This is a genomic window from Rhodopirellula sp. SH410, assembly GCF_055811895.1.
Map to the genome: position 1 here is coordinate 3,280,577 of NZ_CM147949.1, position 17,755 is coordinate 3,298,331.

Annotated in this window: 22 protein-coding genes; 9 read left to right on the forward strand and 13 right to left on the reverse strand. The window is 57.4% G+C overall.

What is annotated here, in order from left to right; translation table 11 throughout:
- Positions 1-37: 37 nt before the first annotated feature.
- The 10 genes from SH410x_RS12000 to SH410x_RS12045 form a co-directional block, all read right to left on the reverse strand.
- On the reverse strand, positions 38-259 hold the full coding sequence (locus SH410x_RS12000) for a MoaD/ThiS family protein (RefSeq protein WP_146405640.1): 222 nt from the start codon (positions 257-259) through the stop codon (positions 38-40).
- Positions 260-396: 137 nt separating this feature from the next.
- Positions 397-615, reverse strand: a complete 219-nt coding sequence (locus SH410x_RS12005; protein ID WP_473676728.1) for a hypothetical protein — start codon at positions 613-615, stop codon at positions 397-399.
- A 100-nt stretch (positions 616-715) separates the two neighbouring features.
- Positions 716-928 (reverse strand): hypothetical protein, encoded by a 213-nt coding sequence (locus tag SH410x_RS12010; RefSeq protein WP_473677304.1) that lies wholly within the window; start codon positions 926-928, stop codon positions 716-718.
- Between the two features lie 41 nt (positions 929-969).
- Positions 970-1,914 (reverse strand): hypothetical protein, encoded by a 945-nt coding sequence (locus SH410x_RS12015; protein WP_473676729.1) that lies wholly within the window; start codon positions 1,912-1,914, stop codon positions 970-972.
- A 48-nt stretch (positions 1,915-1,962) separates the two neighbouring features.
- The gene (locus SH410x_RS12020; protein ID WP_473676730.1) at positions 1,963-3,456 is read right to left on the reverse strand and encodes an AAA family ATPase; all 1,494 of its coding nucleotides are present in this window, start codon (positions 3,454-3,456) and stop codon (positions 1,963-1,965) included.
- Between the two features lie 26 nt (positions 3,457-3,482).
- A complete protein-coding gene (locus SH410x_RS12025; protein ID WP_473676731.1) occupies positions 3,483-4,121 on the reverse strand; it encodes an ATP-dependent endonuclease in 639 nt (212 codons plus the stop codon).
- A gap of 20 nt (positions 4,122-4,141) precedes the next feature.
- Positions 4,142-4,336, reverse strand: a complete 195-nt coding sequence (locus tag SH410x_RS12030; protein ID WP_473676732.1) for a DUF2997 domain-containing protein — start codon at positions 4,334-4,336, stop codon at positions 4,142-4,144.
- Positions 4,333-4,701 carry a DUF1257 domain-containing protein gene (locus SH410x_RS12035; protein WP_473676733.1) on the reverse strand — a complete coding sequence of 123 codons (369 nt, stop codon included), beginning with the start codon at positions 4,699-4,701 and terminating at the stop codon, positions 4,333-4,335. The genes SH410x_RS12030 and SH410x_RS12035 overlap by 4 nt, the downstream gene beginning before the upstream one ends.
- Before the next feature lie 30 nt (positions 4,702-4,731).
- Positions 4,732-5,145, reverse strand: a complete 414-nt coding sequence (locus SH410x_RS12040) for a hypothetical protein (protein WP_473676734.1) — start codon at positions 5,143-5,145, stop codon at positions 4,732-4,734.
- 582 nt (positions 5,146-5,727) lie between these two features.
- The gene (locus SH410x_RS12045) at positions 5,728-7,680 is read right to left on the reverse strand and encodes a recombinase family protein (RefSeq protein WP_473676735.1); all 1,953 of its coding nucleotides are present in this window, start codon (positions 7,678-7,680) and stop codon (positions 5,728-5,730) included.
- Positions 7,681-8,543: 863 nt separating this feature from the next.
- Between SH410x_RS12045 and SH410x_RS12050 the strand changes: the two genes are divergently transcribed.
- On the forward strand, positions 8,544-8,828 hold the full coding sequence (locus tag SH410x_RS12050) for a hypothetical protein (protein WP_473676736.1): 285 nt from the start codon (positions 8,544-8,546) through the stop codon (positions 8,826-8,828).
- 428 nt (positions 8,829-9,256) lie between these two features.
- Here SH410x_RS12050 and SH410x_RS12055 read toward each other — a convergent pair whose 3' ends face one another.
- Positions 9,257-9,658 (reverse strand): hypothetical protein, encoded by a 402-nt coding sequence (locus SH410x_RS12055; RefSeq protein ID WP_473676737.1) that lies wholly within the window; start codon positions 9,656-9,658, stop codon positions 9,257-9,259.
- 175 nt (positions 9,659-9,833) lie between these two features.
- Positions 9,834-10,001, reverse strand: coding sequence for a hypothetical protein (locus SH410x_RS12060; RefSeq protein ID WP_473676738.1), 168 nt, complete (start codon positions 9,999-10,001; stop codon positions 9,834-9,836).
- Positions 10,002-10,051: 50 nt separating this feature from the next.
- Between SH410x_RS12060 and SH410x_RS12065 the strand changes: the two genes are divergently transcribed.
- The 6 genes from SH410x_RS12065 (at position 10,052) to SH410x_RS12090 (ending at position 13,648) form a co-directional block, all read left to right on the forward strand.
- Positions 10,052-10,189, forward strand: a complete 138-nt coding sequence (locus SH410x_RS12065; RefSeq protein ID WP_473676739.1) for a hypothetical protein — start codon at positions 10,052-10,054, stop codon at positions 10,187-10,189.
- 437 nt (positions 10,190-10,626) lie between these two features.
- Positions 10,627-11,388: a hypothetical protein gene (locus SH410x_RS12070; RefSeq protein WP_473676740.1), complete on the forward strand. Its 762-nt coding sequence runs from the start codon at positions 10,627-10,629 to the stop codon at positions 11,386-11,388.
- Complete coding sequence (locus tag SH410x_RS12075; protein WP_473676741.1) at positions 11,385-12,164, forward strand: restriction endonuclease; 780 nt, start codon at positions 11,385-11,387, stop codon at positions 12,162-12,164. Before SH410x_RS12070 ends, SH410x_RS12075 begins: the two co-directional genes overlap by 4 nt.
- On the forward strand, positions 12,161-12,664 hold the full coding sequence (locus tag SH410x_RS12080; RefSeq protein ID WP_473676742.1) for a hypothetical protein: 504 nt from the start codon (positions 12,161-12,163) through the stop codon (positions 12,662-12,664). The genes SH410x_RS12075 and SH410x_RS12080 overlap by 4 nt, the downstream gene beginning before the upstream one ends.
- On the forward strand, positions 12,664-13,128 hold the full coding sequence (gene tnpA / locus SH410x_RS12085; RefSeq protein WP_473676743.1) for an IS200/IS605 family transposase: 465 nt from the start codon (positions 12,664-12,666) through the stop codon (positions 13,126-13,128). The genes SH410x_RS12080 and tnpA overlap by 1 nt, the downstream gene beginning before the upstream one ends.
- Complete coding sequence (locus SH410x_RS12090) at positions 13,121-13,648, forward strand: hypothetical protein (protein ID WP_473676744.1); 528 nt, start codon at positions 13,121-13,123, stop codon at positions 13,646-13,648. The genes tnpA and SH410x_RS12090 overlap by 8 nt, the downstream gene beginning before the upstream one ends.
- Here the strand turns inward: SH410x_RS12090 and SH410x_RS12095 are convergent.
- Complete coding sequence (locus SH410x_RS12095; RefSeq protein ID WP_473676745.1) at positions 13,584-14,108, reverse strand: hypothetical protein; 525 nt, start codon at positions 14,106-14,108, stop codon at positions 13,584-13,586. The genes SH410x_RS12090 and SH410x_RS12095 overlap by 65 nt on opposite strands.
- A 243-nt stretch (positions 14,109-14,351) precedes the next feature.
- Here SH410x_RS12095 and SH410x_RS12100 point away from each other — a divergent pair, with 243 nt between their 5' ends.
- Together SH410x_RS12100 and SH410x_RS12105 are read left to right on the forward strand one after the other, a co-directional pair.
- The gene (locus SH410x_RS12100) at positions 14,352-16,310 is read left to right on the forward strand and encodes a DUF1592 domain-containing protein (protein WP_473676746.1); all 1,959 of its coding nucleotides are present in this window, start codon (positions 14,352-14,354) and stop codon (positions 16,308-16,310) included.
- Positions 16,300-17,682 (forward strand): DUF1552 domain-containing protein, encoded by a 1,383-nt coding sequence (locus tag SH410x_RS12105; protein WP_473676747.1) that lies wholly within the window; start codon positions 16,300-16,302, stop codon positions 17,680-17,682. Before SH410x_RS12100 ends, SH410x_RS12105 begins: the two co-directional genes overlap by 11 nt.
- The last annotated feature ends 73 nt before the right edge of the window (positions 17,683-17,755 follow it).

Consider the following 17,755-nt stretch of genomic DNA (forward strand, 5'->3'; position numbering starts at 1 on the left):
CGGTGGAAATGTTCAGTCAGGGCGACGGAAGCAGACCTTAAGCAGCGCCTTCGATTTTCTGTGGCGTGAACGAGACGCGGTCGCCGTCTCGCAGCACTTGATCGGCCGCCGCGGGTTGGCGATTGACGCGGATGAGATAGCTGTCGGCGTGAAACGCGCCGACATGCCGCTCGAACATTTGCTGAACCGTCGTGTTGTCGGGGGCTTCGACGTGATGGGCATATCCACCTGCGTCATTGGAAATGAGAAGAACTTTCATGCTTGGTGCTCTTTGGCCGGGAGTGATGGGTAAACGTTTTGCGTTTGGGAAAGCGAAGCCGCCGCTGTCCACGAACGGGACAGCGGCGGCGTTTCGCTACGAGGTAGGAGGGCTGATGGCGAGTGAGCTTCATCGCATCAGCCGATTGCGGCTTCCAAAACGAAGCTATTTTCATCGGGCTCATCTTGAAGGAACTCGAAATCGTCCCAGTCGATGACTCGACCGCCGTGCACGGGATCGGTCGGGTCGTCAATCAGGTCACTGGGGTGAGCGATCATGAATCCGAGTCGTTTGACTGCGGAGATGGTTTCGCCAGTGGCACGAGCCACGGCACGATTCAGGTCGTTCTGGTTCATCGGAATATTTCCTTACGGAGGGTGGAAACGAAAAAAGCCCCGCTCACCTGACTTGCGTCAGACGAACGGGACTTTGGTAAAGGGAGATTTGAAAGAACGGCTATTCCGGTGAGCGGACTAACCAGTTCTGATGAAGCCAAGCGACTTCTGCCGCCAGGGCTTCGCTGCGTTTGTCAAACGGTCCGAGAGTTGGACCAGCGACGGGAGAGAGATCGGAGGTCCATTGACCCACCGACGTTGGCTCAACATGCGAGCCACGCTGGATGGAGATGCAACCTACCGAGCGAAGGTCAACGCGGTCGTCGAAGACCATTCGAGTAACACCGTTGGCGGTCACGACCAGTTCGATGGCACTCACCGCGGGCCCCGAATGATGTTTCGGCGTGGGCGATCCGTCATGAGCTCATCGAGACTCGTTTCGACATCCGTCAGCGATCGTGCCATTCGATCACGCAACGACGCGCGATCACGCAAGTCTCGTGGGTCGACACCGCTGACGACTTGTCGTGCATTTTCAACCAATTGATCGAGGTCCTCATTGCTGCCAATGCTGAGATGCTGGAATCGCTCGAAAAATTCGTTCAAATTGGAAATCGCGGAATCGCGAAAGACTTTCGGTTTGCCGTCCACCGAACCCGACAATCGCTCGGCCAAATGACCGACCAACTGCGACAGTTCCTCGGCGAAGGTTTGCTCGGCTAGCTCGACCGCTTCGGCAAACTTTGCCTGCACTCGCTGGCATTCCTGCTCGTACAGCTCAGGATTCACCGTTCGCAGATAAGCCGGCGGTGTGACGGATGGGAAATCCCAGGTGATCGCGAACAGATCCGAAACGGAGACGGGATAGTCCGCCGAATCAAACAAGTTCCCAAGTTGCGTGCGGGCTTGAGCGACGAGTTCCGCGAAACAGCGGTCGAGTTCGTCGACGGCTTCGCCAAGTTCCGCTTGAATGACAATCATGCGATCGTCGAATTCCGAAACGTCACCCCGGCGCAACAGCCGGACGCCTGGCTCGATGTATGGCAACGTCATTCCCTTCCACAACGCACCCGCCTTCGTTTTGATCGCCGAGACGGCGCGGAATGACGGATGCGATGTGTCGAAGAGACGTTTGGCTGCAGAGAGCGTGCGGCTATCGGCGTCGAACGCTCCGGCAGCTTGTTGTTTCTGGTCGCGACTGAGACTCTTGCGAGTGCCCGGCCAGCGGATGTGCAATCGCACGGCGGTCGTTTCGGCTTGCAGCCGAGTTCCGTGCGATGAGTGATTCTGGGTCACAGGTTCTTCGAGCATGGTGCTCATGGATTCTCCTTGATTAGAGTTTGTTTTCAGTGAGCGCGTCCCATCGCTTCAATTCTGAGACGGACTGGAACGTGACACCCGCCGTCGTGATTGAGGCTTGGCCTCGTGCTGGTAGATCCCAGACTTCTCCGCATCCAAGCAACGACCGCTCGCCCATTGACGCAAACGGTCCACCGATTCGGTGGCCGTGACTGCGACAGGAACAACGTTCAGCCCGGCTTGCGAGAGGGGAATGTCAAGCAGTGCAGACAACCGACAACAAGCACGGATTTCCGCGCCGGTCCATTTTTCGTCCGCCGGACGATTTTGCTCCGCTTCCAGCCCGAACATGGCGGTGTATTGGCTCCAGATGCGGTCTTTCTGGTCACGCTGCGGCAGATCGAGGAACACGATTCCGTCAAACCGTTCGGCGCGAGAAAGCTCCGGGGGCATCCGCGTGATATCGTTGCAGGTCGCGATCAGGTAGACGTTTGAGGTGTGATCATTCATCCAACTGAGCAACGTGCCCAGCATGCGAGACGACACACCCGAATCATTTTGACCCGAACCAGCCGCCCCGCTCAGAGCCTTCTCGATCTCGTCGATGAACAGAATGCAGGGAGCCATGGCGTCCGCGATTTGCAGCGCACGCCGAACGTTTTGCTCTGTCTGCCCCACAAGACTGCCCATCAACGCCCCGACGTCGAGGATCAGAGTGGGACGTCCAGTCTCTTTGCCAAGTGCTTTGGCGAATGCTGACTTGCCTGTGCCGGGAACCCCCAGCAGAAGCACGCCGCGAGGCCGCTTCAACGGGTTGTCACGCCCGTGTTGAAGTAATGACCGTTTGCAGAACGCCTTCAAGCTGTCCAGCCCACCCAGCGATGAGAAGTCGTCGCTGCTCTTGTAGAGTTGCAGCAGGCCAGACTTTTTGAGCATGCTCGCCTTCAGTTCCCAAACCGATTCCGGCAAGATCACTGAATCACGAACCAGACTCAGTCCAAAGGCATTCTCGGCCTCCAATCGAGTCAATCCCATGGCCGCATCGAGCACGGTTTCAAGTCGTTCGACGCCGGGGAGTTCACCATCTTCAGTCGCGATGCCCTCGGCGATCTCTTTGAGTTGTTCACGCGTGGGCAACGGATGGTCGATGACGATGAACAGCTTTTCAAGCTCGACCGGGATTTGCACGAGCGGCGACAGGATGACGAAGATCGTTCGAGTTGACTTGCCGTCAACGATCTGACGCGCCAACGCCTGCATGATTTCGGCGGAACTGAGGAAGCGATGGAAATTCGTCAATACGACGATCGACGGCGTGTCATCGCCAGCGAATGAACGCATCGAGCGAATTGCGGACAAAGGATCATTTGACCCATCATCATCACCGAGCGGACTTCCGCTCACTCGCAAACCCTGATCGATATCCCAGTTCACGAGCCGCCACTCGTGCTCACGACAAAGCTGGCTGATTTCGAGTAGCGCGTCGTCATGCTCGTGACTTTCGATCCAGATGCCGGTGAAACAGGCTTTCACCAATTCCTCCAATCGATCGGATAGTTTCATACATTTTCCTTGTTTTAGAGTGAAATTCAGGATGCCAGCAGGTCCTTGATCGCCAACATCCAAGACGTGATTTCTCCGTCTGGGTCACGCTCGGCCAGCAAGCTGGGCGTCATGTGTTCAACGACAACCGTGTTAAGCCAACGTTTCGCTCGATTCGCCATTCGACTTTGCGAACGTTTGGCCTGCAGTAGCCATGCGGTCTCGCCAGGACGCTGGCGGTAGAGTTCGCGGGCAGTCAGTTCCGCAACGCGATCGAAGTCGTCAAATTGCACGGTGATCTGTCCCGCCGCAAAAATCGCTCTTGGATGCAGGTAGTTTTCAAGACACCGTTTCCGGGTGATGACCGCCTTGCATCCTTCACGATCATTGACCGAGTCTGCAGCTTGCCTGCGGAGATCGGTCTCGGGAGGCAACTCGTGATCGTAAAGATGGAACTCGGGGCGACCGAGCGGGGCAAAACGATTAATCCACGCTCGAACGTGACCGCCGCCGAATGGAACGAAAATGAGTTCTCCCCGCCGCTCCATCTCCGCCAAATTCGGTAGCTGATCATCGGTGGCTTGAAGCATCAAGCTGATGCGACGCAAAAACTCCATGTCATTCATGCGCTCGACGACCAACAGCAGACCAACGCGATCTGCCGTTTTGGTTGTCGCATCATTCAAGTTTTCGATAGATCTGTCGATTATCTCTCCTTTTGTGTTTCCGTGTTGGCGCTGGACTGAGCCGAATAGAATTCGGTTGTGAGTCTTTCGGACTGTCGTTTGCCCAGAGCGGTTTCGAGGAATTGAGTGGCTTCGCGGCATTCACCGCCAGTAAAGCCAATCGTTTCGATCTTGGTCGCACCGGTCGGAGAGATGACAATGTTGATCGTTTTCAACTGGCACCTCCAACTTGGACGGTAAGCTTGATCGATCCGTCAGCCAGTGGTTGTTCAGTCACGGAGTGCCCCTGCTTGCGAGCTTCCAAAACCGATTTTTCAACCGCATACCGCTGGATCAGCTTGTCCAGTTGAGCCTGTTCACCCCAATGACCTCCGTAGTTGTCATAGTGAACAATGCCGCTATCGGTATCGCAGACGATGGGGTAACGCCAGCGTGGAAGCTGGACGCAGTGTCCCGTCGCTTCCGCGGAAAATAGTTTGATGGTCTGATGAATGGGATCATCAAGGCCAAGCTTGCGACACGAAGTTCGCAGTGCGTTTGGATCCCGAATCTCCGTCGTGATCGTGACGATGTGTGACAATATGGTCTCCTTTTGGTAGTGCTAAGTGGATCAGGTAGGTTCGTCATCTGGTGACGATGCAACGCGGATGCGTGGCGCGTTTGATGATGCTTTCGGCCTTTGTGAAAGCAATCGTGGCGTATCCGAGACCAGGTCTTCCAACATCACATCGATGATCGCTTGGTCGTCGGCGGAAGACTGCGGTTGGCGAAGCACGAGCCACGCGACCACGAGGGGCAACAGGCAGGCAAGCCAAAGTCCAATATTGATGACGGCTGCCGCGGTCAGCGAATCGTAGCGGCGCTCGGATGCGATTGAGCGGCGATCCACTTCGAGTAGGTCTCGCTGCTGTCCGATAGCGGTGCGTTCAGCTTGTACCTCACGCTGCATGGCAGTGACCTCTCGGTGAAGCTGGTTGGCCTGTTGGGTTTGCTCGGCTTGCCGGAGCTCGTGTCGCTCCGACATGTCAACGAGACGAGTGTCATTACTTTCTTGGCACCCGGCTATCGAAAGCATCACGATCATCATCGTGAATGGGAGCAAAATCTGATTTATGTTCATCTGACCTCCATCGTTGAACGAGTCGTTTGAGGATTTGTTGCAGGGCAATTCGCAGTCGACGCTCTTTGGCGAACGCGATAGCGAGCAGTAGTACGGCAACAGACATGAGCGTGAGAATGATGTGTGTCAGCGGGCATCTCCTTTCAGTTGAGTGGGTGGATCGGGTGGGCAAGGAGGGCTAAGACAACCCTTGATGTAACGTGCCCCGTTTTTTGCTCGGATTTAGATTTGTTCCGAGCGTCAGGACGTATTTCTGCTTGCATCGCGTGGGCGACCGTTTTTAACAATTGTCGGTGACGGTTCGTCGAGAGCAGGTTCTTCGGAAAGTGCCAATACGATCCGTTTCGCGAGGATCCGAATCAGTCTTTCCATGACGGACGGTTTGCTTGGATTGATTGTCATAGGTTCCTTCAATGCATGAAAAAACCTCCGAGTTGCCAAAGCACCCGGAGGCTAGTGAAAACGAGACCGGAAGAATTTGTGCGTCTACGTGTTTGGGAATCTGCACGCAAATCCAGGTAAGGGATTGAAGCGATATCTACCGTTGAGAATTCGCTTGTAACAATCTGCGGCTGCTTGGTCGTCCCGAACGGGCACCCAAGGATCAGCAATACCGAGCCGTATCATTTCGCGGTCGAGCGCCGCCGCACGTTGCGCCGCTGTGTGTGTGATCGAAAGTCGCGTTGCCACTTCCCGTTCGGTCATTCCAGTCGCCCGCAATTGACAAACCCGTTCACGAAAGACCACGCGTTGCGGCGATCGCGTCAGATCGACCATTGCTGGAATACTTGTTGTCCCCAAACCATCTGGTAGCTTTACTCCACGAAGGGCAGCTAAGTTTAAAGTGAAGACACAACGTGGAGAGATCAGCCCTCCGTCGATGAGTCGGTACGGCAAGACGAAGAAATCCGTCACGATTTCACGCATGATGCGGCCAAATTCGAGATCTTCAACTGCCAACCCCAGAAAGGTTTCATTCGCGATTTTACGAATTTCATCGGCTTTCGGAATCACGATTGTCTTCGGTGCGTTTTTATTCGCGTCGGCAATGGCATCCGACATGGATTGCAATTTTTGTTCGGTGGCGGTCAGCCGAGCCAGAATCGTCGGGCTCGCTAGGCCACCCGCAATCGCGTTGGCAAAGTTATCAATCTCGAGTTTTAATCGAGCAGATTCCTCGTGAAGCTTCCTTAGGCCGCTGTCCTGTTGCACCCGCCATTGCTCGGCTTCCGCGTGAATCTGTGCGTTCAACTCGGTATCAAAGTCTGGCAAGGACTCGATATCGTGAAGGACTCTCGCGGCAACGGCCTGCGCCAGTTCACCCTGGTCCACCGTCATGGCGTTCCAGCAGTCGTAGCTTCGAACGCCGTCGCACATCATGCGTTCCTTTCGACCATGCCCACCCAGAACAAACTTTCGTCCACAAATACCGCAGCGAACATGCTGGCTCGGCCAGCGAGCGTCGTTGCGGGTTCCCTGCTGCCGCCCACGGCTACCATTCGCTTTGGCGATTCCTTTGGCGAACCTTTCGTTTCGCCGTTGGAGCATCCGATTAACGCGGTCAAAGCGTTCGGATTCAATGAATGCGAGACGGGGACATTCGCGTTGCATTAGCAAGGTCGGGGCCGCGGCGACAGATTTGCGCCGTCCCGTGCGATTCACTCGAACTGCGGTCCGACGATTATGCTCACGGATGCCTTTGAGGATCGGGTTTCTAACTGTCTGACCGACCAAGGTTCCATCCCATTGGGTTTTCCGCACCGACATCCCCATTGGAAATTCGATCGCGTTGAACCACGTCGCGATTTCCGCAAATGATTCGCCCCGTTCGAGCCGGTCAAAGCACTCGTTGTAGACTTCTTCGGCCCCAGGAGCCTTGTGACACTCCGCCTCGCTCGCGCCAGGATGAGGTTTGATGTAGCCTGCAGGTAGCTGCCGCACCATGTCCCCGTTGGCAAACCGATTCCGATGCGAACGCTTAATTCGGTTTGACGTATCTCGATTGTAACTTTCATGCCGCATCGTGGCGAAGTAGGCGTTTTGTCGCCAACTTTCTGTCTCTAGTGTGTCCACGCGATCGTTGATCGCGATGATCCTGGTCGCCGAATCCTCAGCCGCTTCACACAAAATCATGACCTGAACCCGTCGCGCAATCCGACCAAGGTCCTCTGCAATGATGAAATCGTACTCACCGGACGCGATCTTCTCGGAAAGCTCAACAAACTCTACTCGGTCAAGGATCTCTCCGCTTCCCTGAGTCGCCATCGTCTCGAGGTCGTAGTCGCCTTCGATGTAGTCGGGAAGCCGCTCGCGGTACAGGGCTGCCTGGTCATCCAAGCTCATCTCGTTCTGCTTATCGGTGCTGATCCGGCACACCGCAATACCACGGTACCGCCGGCCATTCTTTGGCGGCGGCACTTCAATTCTTCCAAAAGTCATCGCATCACTCCGTTAAGAAGTGATGCCAAAACGTTTGGCCCAGTGGGACAAAAACCGTGACAACAGGTGAGAGCACGTGACCACAGCTGACATCAAATGAACAGCTGTAAGTCGTTGCAGTAAAGGGGCTTGTCGCCGAAAGTGTTTGCTCAGTCGCAACTTACAGCAAACGCTTTGGCGAGTCCCGTGTCCTCCGCTCTTTCAAAGAACACCGCCTGAAACCATTGTTTTAGGCGGTGTTTTTTTATGGACCCAGTCAACTGGTCTAAAACTGAGACGAAATCGAGCGCCTCATCGGTCTGGTTGGTACCACTCGGTTATCGGATCGGTATCACTCCGGGTTTCGGGGTTGCTCATCGTCGGCGGCGGAACACCCGTCACGTCCTCCGAGGAGGTTCCCTTGATCCATCTTCCGGCGCGACTCATCGTCGTTGAGGTGGTCGTCGGGAGGCGCGCAATCCCGGGGAGTGACTCCTGAACTGCCCGCGACTCAGCATGAATGGCTGGCCAGTCGGCGGCTTGGCCAGCACATCGCCTGACCGGATGGGAACATCCACCGCCGCTTCCCCCTCAACCGTCACCCTCGCTGGGCGATAAGACGTGCGGGTCGAGGGATGATTTTCACTGGCCCAGTTCCGGCAGTGTCCGCATTTTCGGCAGTGTCTGCATCGGGGTGTCGCCTCTCCGCTTCGACCGGCCAGTTTAAATGGAAAATACAGCTGACCGAATCATGTGGTTCGCCGTTTTCGATAGACTGCTAACCGACACTCTGTACGTTGCAGGTCATGATTTTCAGTTCCACGAGTGTCACGCGTCGGGAGCAAGAGTTGACAAAGCCAGAAATTGATCAAAAGGCGGCAATCATGATTGTCATTGAACACTTCGGTGATATTCCGCCCGGCACAAAGTGTTCAGCGGTGTTCTTTGACACGCCGAAGATTCGTCGGGAAAAGGAGTTCTATGCAAAACTGTACAGCGAGAACGGTGTGCATGATCTGGCAATCCTGCGAGCGATGGTGGCGGCGAATGTGCCTGACGAGCCCTATTGGTTGGTCTCTTTGAAATCCGCCGAGGGTGCGTTCGGCGACGTGACCCGCCTACACAGAGTGGACCATCGAACTGGAAAATTGCTCGCAGAACCAGCCTAGCACTCAAGACGTCCATTCCGAATCAGGTCCGTCTCGGAACGGAGTGGCCGTCCCCTCCAGGCTGCGGGATTGTCAGGGCATGAGCTCCTGTGCCGAGTGCTCAAAAAGGAACCACCGGCAAGCGTAAAGTCACCGAGGGTTGATCTCACCGCGGGCGCCCTGTCGCTCCGTTGACTCGGGCATTGGTTCAACCACGAAAGACAGGAAATAGACCCACGCTGACTTCTCGTGTCATTCGTGGTTCCAATCTGGGAGATCAATGATTCGGTGACCGACCCACGCCTCATCCGATCACTCAATCGATCGCCGCGGCGGCCAGCGGTTGTACGACAATGGCTTCCATTTGACATCGATTCGCGGATTTCTTTGGGAGTGTCCTTCACTGTGTCGATGGTCCACCGCGCCCCGCAGTGACAGGTAACGGGCAGTCATGAGAGGATCTCTGCATGGGGCAGTCCCGCACGCAGCGTTTTCACCCCCTGCGGCGTGACCTGCGTGTCCGCGACGTCGATGTAGTTCAGTTTCATGCCGACGAGGGGCGCAACCGAGGCGTCCGTCACCTGCGTCCCGCACAGGTTGAGTCGAGTGATTTTCGGGAGCCTCGCGATCAGCTCGATCGCACGATCCGAAACGCCGGTCTTCCAGAAGCTGATCCCGTCGAGATTCGTAAGTGGCAGCAGGTCCTCAACGTCAGCGTCGGTGATCTCCACTTCGTTGAAATTGAGATCCACGATGTCCTCATTCGGAATCTCCTGCCGGCTTCGAAAAGGTTCACCGAGGAACGTGAAACGAACCCCGCGGTCCGTCAAGGCGATCAGAGCGGCATCCATCAAACATTCCTCCATCCGAAATCGTCGGCATGCGTAACTTTTCCCGTCGGGCCGGTTCCCACCGGCCGAATTTCTTTTTCCGTAAGGTCGGTTCCCACCGGCCAGACTGCGATTGGCCGTTGTGAAATGGCCGGATTACGATTATCCGCTGGGAATTGGCCGGTGGGAACCGGCCCTACTTGTGACATGGATTTGGAATAGACGCATAGCCGGCATCCATCGTTTCGCAAAAGTCGATCACTGCGTCGGTGAATTCCTGCAGCATGCTGTCGGCGGACTCTCCTTCAATCCGCCCGTAGAAATGATTCATCGCTTCGACGATCGCATCCGGCGTTCCGATCACGGCCGCGATGCGACGGTTCAGAATGAGTCCCCTGTGTCCAAGAACACCGAGTGAAGAGAATTCGCAAATTCGACTGTGTCTTGGTCGACCACGTCTTGGTCGACCGCGTCCAGATCGACGAAGACACACTGCCCGCCCACGTGAACCCCCTCGCGCAAGATGTTTCGCGAGACCTCGATCGATCGTGAAGATGCGTGGTAATCTCATGCTGCGCTCTTGCCCGAACAGGAAATCGCGACGCCAGCAGACGCAATCCCGTATCATACGAAGGAGCGGACGTTGCTGGGGCCGCTGACCAGTGAACTCTCCATGTCGACTGTCACGATCCAGTCATTCTAGACGTTTTCCGCTGGGCCGGAGATTGTTTCAAGGAAGCTGAGAGATTGGGCGCATGCAATCCGATGACCGCGGCTACATGAATTCTCTGGTTCGACGTTTCCCTACACTCGCACGGACCCTTATCGAGCTGCCAACTCGGAGCCCAAAGCGGCGAAACCGCCCATGAGTTTTCGCCAAAAAATCTCAGCGTCAGATCGACTTTTCGCGCAGGGCCGCTCGGCCGGGAGGCTCCTGTTGGATACAACGCCTCCCCCGACATCGCTCTCCATTCAAGAAGACTCGACCAATGTCTGATCACTTAACAATCAACAAACCGCTGCCAACGAAGTGTTTTCTGTGGGGACTGATCGGCTCGGTGGTCCTCGGCGCGGTCCTTGGGATCGTATTCATTTTGCGTGACAAGTGGGGATGGTTCGAGGCGCAAGTCATGCTGACGACGGTCATCGTCGCGGTGACAAGCCTGTGTGGGCTCGCGTGCGATTTATCGCGCACACCCCGCGGTCGCAATCTGCTACCCAAGTCCGGTTTAGTATTCGCGATCGTGTCGGCGGCTTTGATGCTCATCGGAATATGGGGCAATGTTGACTACGAGATGTTTTGGAAATTGACGGCATGCGTCTCAACCCTTGGCGTCGCAACGGTGCATGTCTGCTTGTTGTCGATCGCGAAGCTGGCGAAACGATTTCAGTGGGTCCACTTCATCGGCAGCCAGATCATTTTTGGGTTCGCGTTGCTGCTGTGTACGGTGATCCTCGCGCAGATTGATTCGCAAGCCATTTGGCGATTGATCGCGGCGACTTCGATCGTGATTGGTGCGTTCAGTTTGACCGTCCCGATTTTGCACCGAATCAGCAAACTCGATCGCCTGGGTGAAGATCTCTCTTCACCGATCGAAGAACGCAACCTCGCGGCGATCGACGATGAGATCGCTCGATTGCAAAAACGGATTGCGGAACTGCAGCGAGTTCGCGGGTCGCTTCGGCAGACGCCAAGTGCGGAGCCGCAATTGGCGATGCCTGTTTCGGACGCTGTACTGGCATCGAAATGAACTCCGACGCGATCCCCTTGCCGCACATGTCAGAAAGCAAAGCGGCCATGGCTTGTCGCATTCCCTTGCAGCGTCATTGCGAAACACAGGAACGCGAGGCGACAGAATCGCCCAATCACGTGACGCGGCCGGATCATTGTCGCGATGGAAGTCAGCCGGCTCAACTATTCTATCAAGAACTCGCCGACATGGCTTGCGAGCGAATCACCCACGCCATCTCGCGTGCATTCATCGGCGAACGCCCCATCAAAGCGATGCTCGATCCGTACAATCCGACCGGCAGTACGAACTTCGTTAACTTCACGACCAGCAAAACGATCCGCTGGGAAACCGATTCGCGTCTTTGCCACGTCAACTGGGTGATCTGTGACAGCGACTGGGAAGCCGAGTTCTGCCGCGTGCTCGAATCCCACGACCGCGTGCATGCCTACGTCAAGAACCAGGGCCTCGGTCTAGAAGTCCCCTACAAGATGGGCAGTGAGTCACGAAAGTACATCCCTGACTTCATCGTCCGAGTCGACGACGGCTACGGCCCCGACGATTTGCTGACCCTAGTCGTCGAAGTCAAAGGCTACCGACGCGAAGACGCGAAAGACAAAAAAGCGACGATGGAGACGTACTGGATTCCCGGTGTCAACAATCTTGGCACGTACGGACGGTGGGCGTTTGCCGAGCTCTGCAACGTTTATGAGATGGAGCTCGACTTCGACGAGAAACTCGAGCCAGCCGTTAATGAATTGATCGACCGTTTCGCGAAGCAAGAGGCGCACGTATGATCGTTTTCAGCAGCGAAGCCGCGTCACTCCCCAGCCGCGAAGCTGCGGTAGCACCTAGCTGCGGGCGTCAGCTCGCAGACCAAACGCACCCACGCGCCGCCAGCCGCGAAGCGGCGACAGCAACGCACTGCTACCGCCGCTTCGCGGCTCCGCGCGCGTGTTCGATCCCGTACCATGGGCTGACGCCCACGGCTATGTGCTGCCATCGCTTCGCGATTGAAAACCCCAGCAGCGAAGCTGCGTCATGCACGAGCAACGAAGCGTCGCGATTTCTTAGCAGCGAAGCTGCGGCAGCACCTAGCTGCGGGCGTCAGCCCGCAGATCAAACGCACCCACACGCCGCCAGCCGCGAAGCGGCGACAGCAACGCATTGCTACCGCCGCTTCGCGGCTCCACGCGCGTGTTCGATCCCGTACCGTGGGCTGACGCCCACGGCTATGTGCTGCCATCGCTTCGCGATTGAGATCCATCGTCGCCGCGTGATCCGGGCAGGCAACTGATGGGCAGCTTCACCCAACTGACGTACCACATCGTCTACGCTACAAAGTATCGCCACCCGTCGATCATCGCGGACATTCGCGAGCGTCTCTACGAATACATCGGCGGAACCATTCGTGCCAAAAAAGGAAGCATGATCGAAATCGGTGGTGTCGCCGATCACGTTCACATCCTCACGCACCTATCTGCGTCGCTCGCGGTCTCTGATGTCGTTCGTGACATCAAAGCCAACTCGTCGCGTTGGATGAACGAACAACCCGAAATCAAACGCCCCTTTGAATGGCAAAAAGGTTACGGTGCATTCACCGCAGGCTATTCGCGAATACCAATGATTCGCGGATACATCCAAAAACAAGAAGCACATCACAAGACCGTGACCTTCCAGGACGAATACACCGACTTCTTAAAGCGTCACCAAATCGAATTTCGCCCCGAATACCTTTTCGAGGACGAACATCATGGATGAACCCAACCGCAGAGCAATTTCACGCCCCAGCAGCGAAGTTTCGCCATTTTTTAGCAGCGAAGCTGCGGCAGCACGTAGCTGCGGGCGTCAGCCCGCAGACCAATCGAACGCCGCCCCACCCAGCCGCGAAGCGGCGACAGCGAACCATTGCTGCCGCCGCTTCGTGGCTCGGCGCATGGTTGCGATCCCGTCCCATGGGCTGACGCCCACGGCTACGTGCTACCATCGCTTCGCGATTCAAAACCCCAGCAGCGAAGCTGCGTCATGCACGAGCAACGAAGCGTCGCCATTTCTTAGCAGCGAAGCTGCGGCAGCACCTAGCTGCGGGCGTCAGCCCGCAGATCAAACGCAACCACGCGCCGCCAGCCGCGAAGCGGCGACAGCAACGCATTGCTACCGCCGCTTCGCGGCTCCACGCGCGTGTTCGATCCCGTACCGTGGGCTGACGCCCACGGCTATGTGCTGCCATCGCTTCGCGATTGAGATCCATCGTCGCCGCGTGATCCGGGCAGGCAACTGATGGGCATCCGTCCGACCTTCATGCCGCTGCCCGATTCATGGACCACGACGACTGCGGGCGCCGTGATCGGCGCGTTGGCTTCGTCGCGGGCAACGAACCATTCCATCGTGACCGTATCGTTGACGGCGTCTCCGCTGTCGATGGGCGACGGAAATTGAACCTTCCAATCACCGCGACGCTGCAGCGGATTTTCGACACGCACTTGAAAATCAGCTGGCTGCCAGACCAATCCGTCCAAGCAAGCTTGGGCGTCCGAAGATGCTTCGATGCCTGGAGCAAGCGTGTCCCGTGCAGCGAACGGGGTTCCAGCGAAGGGGGCTCCAGCGAAGGGGGCTCCAGCGAACGTGGCTCCAGCGAACGTGGCTCCGGCGAACGTGGCTCCGGCGGACAGCGGCCTTTCAGCCGCGGCAACGGCTGGAATGCAGACCAGCACGAATATCTGAGATAGGGTTCGCCACATAGATGCTCCTCTGTCTTTGCATCGCTCTGGAGAGAGCTGTGGGTCGGAAACTTCCCCGTGCCAAAATCCGCATTCCGGAAGGTTGCTGGAATCGGTGGAAGGGAGATCACGTTACAATGATCCCGTTATTCAACCCAGGCCCAATCTATGAATCTAACCCTCATTCACGCACGACACGATTTCTCTGCGGGCATCAGCCGCCGCTTCGCAGGCGTCGCGGCGTCCTGCAAGCGATTGTCGATCATGACCGCCGCGGCCGTTCGTGGTGGTCTGCAGGCCCTGACCCTCGCGGGCTTTGCCTTGGTCCTGCCCAGTGCAGTGGCTGTGGCAGCGGAGGAACGGGATTTCGCGGCGTTGGAGGCTGAGACGAAGAAGGTGTTCGAGGATCGCGTCAAGCCGTTCTTCAAGAGCTACTGCAACGATTGTCACGGGATTTACGCGATGGAGGGTGGCATTAATTTTTCCCCGGCGCTGGCGGTGCCCGGAGCTGCCTCCTCGGCCAAGGCGTGGAATCAGGCATTGGCCAATGTGAAGACGCACAACATGCCGCCGGAGGACGTGGACGAACAGCCGACCGATGAAGAGCGGCAAATGTTCGTAGACTGGGTCGAGACGATCAAGTTTCTCAGCCCGAAGGACCCGGGCGCGTTTGTGATCCGTCGCCTGACCAAGGTGGAATACGGCAATACGCTGCGAGATCTCTTTGGAGTGGACCCGGCGGTCGCGGCGGCGTTGCCCGATGAGGTCTTCGGCGAGGGGTATCTCAACACGCTGTCGCCACTCCAGTCGGAACAATATCTCAGCATCGCCAATGAGGTGCTGGAGCAGATTTTGGCGTCCCCCGATCAGCCTCCGACGGAGATTCAAAAGCGGCTATTTGGCGACACGCCTGCGCCGGACGCGGATCACCGCGCAGCGGCGCGAACGGTCGTTACTTCGCTGACTCGGCTCGCCTTTCGCCGGCCCGCTTCGGAAGCAGAGCTGGAGGTGCTGGTGGGCGTCTTCGATCTGGCTCGCGCGAACAATCTCGACTACTCGGCGTCGCTACGTTTGATGCTCAAGGCGGTACTCGTTTCCCCGCAGTTCCTGTTCATCACGCCCGTTGACGAGGCCGCACCTGGGCAGACCATCGCCCCACTGGACGACTACCAACTGGCCTCCCGCCTCTCGTACCTGCTCTGGGCGACGATGCCCGATGCGGAGTTATCCACGCTCGCCGACAACGGCACCCTTCACGAGCCCGCGATCCTGCAGACGCAGGTCACGCGAATGCTCGCCGATCCCCGGTCACGGGCGCTATTCGATGGCTTCGGCGCGCAGTGGCTCGGCCTCATGGAGATCGAAAGCAAGACCTTCGACCCCGCGATGTTTCCGCAAATGACCGCCGAGATGCGGACGGCGATGTACGACGAAGCGCAGCTGTTTTTCGATAGCATCGTCCGCGACAACCGCAGTGTGGTCGGCTTCGTGGACAGCGACTACACGTTCCTCAACGGCACGCTCGCCACGCTGTACGGTCTCGAAGGAACCGTCACCGGACCGGAGATGCGCAAAGTGAAGCTGGAGGACGCGAACCGCGGTGGCATCCTGGGCATGCCCGGCATCCTCGCGACGACGTCTTTCCCGAACCGCACCAGTCCCGTGAAACGCGGCGTGTGGGTGCTCGAACAGGTACTCGGCGAACACGTTCCGCCAGCGCCGCCGAACATTCCGCCGTTGGAAAACCAGGACAAAGAAGCCGTGGAGAATCTGACTCTGCGGCAGCGCACGGAGCTCCATCGAACGAACCCCGTGTGTGCGAACTGCCATAATATTCTCGATCCGATCGGGTTTGGTTTGGAGAACTTCGACGCCATCGGGCGCTGGCGGGACCAGGACGCTACCGGCGGAGCGATCGATGCCGCAGGCGAGCTGCCGGGCGAGCATCGCTTCTCTGCTCCCCGAGATCTAAAAGCCATCATTGCCGCGCGGAAGGACGACCTGGCACGGAACCTCACGCGCAAACTGCTGGCCTATGCCCTGTGCCGCCAGCTCGAAGGCTACGATGAGATCGTGGTCGACCAACTGATGGAGACCATCGCGAAGGATGATTACCGCATGCAGACTCTCATCTCCTCGATCGTCACCAGTTATCCGTTCGTTAATCGCCGCATCCATGAACCCGAGACATCGTCGCCTAAGGAATCGTCCAATGATCAATAAATTTCGCCTTGATCGTCGCACCTGTTTGACGGGGATCGGCGCCACCCTCGCACTGCCGCTTTTGGAAACCATGGGGTGGGCCGATCCAGGCAAGCACGAGACGGACAAACCGCCGGTGCGGCTGGGCTTCATGTACATGCCTCACGGCGTCATTCCGGATCAGTTTTGGCCGGCGAATGCGGAGAGCTTTTTGACTTCGCCGCCGCCCGCGCTCGAATCGTTGCAACCGGTACTCGACCAATGCCTGCTCGTGAAAGGTATCTCGGGCGTGCCGATCACGCCTTTCGGGGGCGCTCCGCACGCGCTGGAGCTCTCGACTTGGCTGACGGCGCAGCTGCCCGATCCGGACAAGCGGAGCGAGATCAGCATTGCGATTTCCGCGGACCAGATCGCGGCCAACTTTGTCGGCGGATTCACGTCGCTGGCGTCGCTGGAGCTAGCCACGATGCCGCAGACGCACAAGGAGAATCAGGAGGGGCTCAACGAAGGATATTATACGCACTGCAGCTTTCGTTCGCCGACGCAGGCAGTCCCCGCCGAGACAAATCCGCGTAGCGTGCTCAATCGACTGTTCGGAAAAACCGACCAACCGGGGCAGCTCGCCAAAGCGGACCCACTCGATCGTCAGATGCTCGACCTGGTGCTCGATGGTGCCAAAGACCTGCGCCGGAAACTCTCGCGGGATGACCAGCACAAACTCGATGAATACCTTGACAGCGTGCGCGCGGTGGAACGTCGCATCGCCGCCATCGAGTACCGTCAAAAAGACGCCGCGATGGAGAAGGCCGATGTCGTTTCGAGCAAACGCAACGCATCCGATTCCCCGCCGATCGAAATTAAGATTCCCGAGGGCGACAAACGCAGCGAGTACATGCAGGTCATGTGCGATCTCAACGTGCTCGCCTTCCAGACCGACACGACCCGCGTGAGCACCTACATCGGCTCCACACCGAACGGCGTTTCGTATCCAGAGCTCGGGTTCAATGACGAACATCACTCCCAGACGCATCACGAGAACAGGCCCGAGCCAGTCGCGAAAGTCGCCGCGATCACCGCGTTCAACATCGCCCAGTTCGCTTACATGGTGAAGAAAATGGCCAGCCTCCGGGAAGGCGACGGCACCCTGCTCGATAACTGCATCATGATGTGGGGCTCGGGCCTGGAAGACGGAAACGCACACTCCCGCGAAAACCTCCCCTTCATTATCGCCGGCAAAGGCGGCGGCACGGTCCACACGGGACGCTTCCTGCCAGACACCCGAGGCAATCAAGGCGACCTGCTCTCCACGATCCTAACCTGCGCGGGTATCCCACTGGATCGGCCCATCGGCATCGCGACCAAGCAACTGACGGAGATGACCCATACTGCCTAACCAGGGAGATTGATTCTTCTCGGAAAAGCCAAATGGGTCAGGCGGTCAGGCCTCTTTGTTGGTATCTGGTCGG